General features: G+C 67.4%; 1 protein-coding gene. It reads right to left on the reverse strand.

Annotated elements, in window-relative coordinates:
- Window positions 1-181: 181 nt before the first annotated feature.
- Window positions 182-1,570, reverse strand: a complete 1,389-nt coding sequence (locus ACIBQZ_RS43225) for an IS1380 family transposase (protein ID WP_396094775.1) — start codon at window positions 1,568-1,570, stop codon at window positions 182-184.
- Between the last annotated feature and the right edge of the window lie 121 nt (window positions 1,571-1,691).

Consider the following 1,691-nt stretch of genomic DNA (forward strand, 5'->3'; position numbering starts at 1 on the left):
AGCCTCGATCCACCGACGCGATTGGTGCCGGTGCGGGTTGATCGTTTCGATATTCGGTGATCCGGTAGGCGTGCGGGAGTCGCCGATCGCGTGATCGGTCTTCTCCGGGTGCGGTTGTGCAGGGCGGAACGGGGTTTGTGGCCTGTGGTCGGGCCGCCTGAATTCTGCTGGTTTCGGGGGTTCAGCCGGGAGTGGTCGCGACGGCGGTGAAGAGGTTGTCGAATCCTGTCTGCCAGGGCCACTGCTCGGGCAGGTGCAGGTGGATGGTCCGGGCGCGGTGTGCGAGGCGGGCGGCGACGTTGATGATCCGGGTCCGGATCGTGGCGGGCCGGGCCGTTCGGTAGGCGCCGGCGGCGAGGTGCCCGGCGGCGCGGGTCAGGTTGTGGGCGATCGTGGCGCAGGCAAGCCATACGTCGTTCGCGCTGAATTTCCCGCTCGGCAGGTGCGCCAAGGCTCCGGCGATCAAATCGGCGTTGACCTGCTCGATGATGGCATGGCCGCGGTGCTGGGCCTCGGCCTGCACGAGGGTGTACGGGCTGTCGGTGAACACGGCGTGATACCGGTACTGGGCGACGAGTTCGCCTTGGCCGGGGATCTGGGCCGGGTCGTCGCGGCGGATCCGGCGCACGATCAGACGGGCGCTCACCTGATGCCTGATGCCGGCGAACGCGGTGTACGTGGTTTCGGCGATCTGCGCGTCGGAGATCCACCGGCCGGTGTCTTCGTCGAAGACGGCCTGCGGGTACTGGATGTCGATCCACTCGCTCTCGGCGATGCTGTCACACGCGGTGCGGATCTTCGCGTCGATGCGGGTGGTGACCGAGAACCGGACTTTGCGGCGGCGGCAGGTACCGATGATGGTTTTGGTGTAGAACGCCGAGTCCGCCCGGACCACGATCTCACCCGTGGCGCCGCACGCGCGGGCGGTGGTGATCGCTTCCGCGATCTGGCTGGCCGCCCCGCGGGCGGAGCCGGCGTTACCCGCGCGTAGCCGGGTCGCGGCGATCACCGGCGCGCTCAGCGGTGTGGACAGTGTGGTGATCAGCGGGTTGTAGCCGCGTAGATAGACGTTGTAGCCGCCGACCTTGGCGTGGCCGAACCCGATGCCCTGCTTCTGTTTGCCGTAGACGCGACGCAGCATCGAGTCGATGTCCACAAAGGTCAGCACGTCAGCGCCGTCGAGTAGCGGCACCCGGCAGGCGAGCGCGACCAGAGTGTCACGGGCGGCGGCCTGCAACTGCCGCACATGCCCGTGGGTGAAGGTGCGCATGAACGAGCCGAGCGTCGACGGGGCATACACGCCGGTGAACAGCGACGGCATCCCGCCGTGCCGGGCGATGTTCAGGTCGTCGATGCTGTCCGCGCCCGCGAGCATCCCCGCGACGATCGTGGCGACCTTACCCGCCGGGTTCGACCCGGTGTCACCGGGCAGCCGGACCCGGTCGGTGACCGCGTCGTGCAGACCGACCTCACCGGCCAGTCGCATCACCGGTACGAGCCCGGCACACGACACGAGATTCGGATCGTCGAACGTTGCGCGCACGACCGGCGCGTCATTGTGTAATCTCACCTGCGAGGTGCCCTTTCGAGCCGAGCGATAGAAGCGTCAGAACTCCTATACTTCCAGCTCAGAGGGCATCTTCTATCTCCGGCACGCCGACGCGAACGCTATTCATCGGTGGATCCAGGCT

It is taken from the genome of Actinoplanes sp. NPDC049599 (assembly GCF_044465625.1).
GTDB lineage: Bacteria > Actinomycetota > Actinomycetes > Mycobacteriales > Micromonosporaceae > Actinoplanes.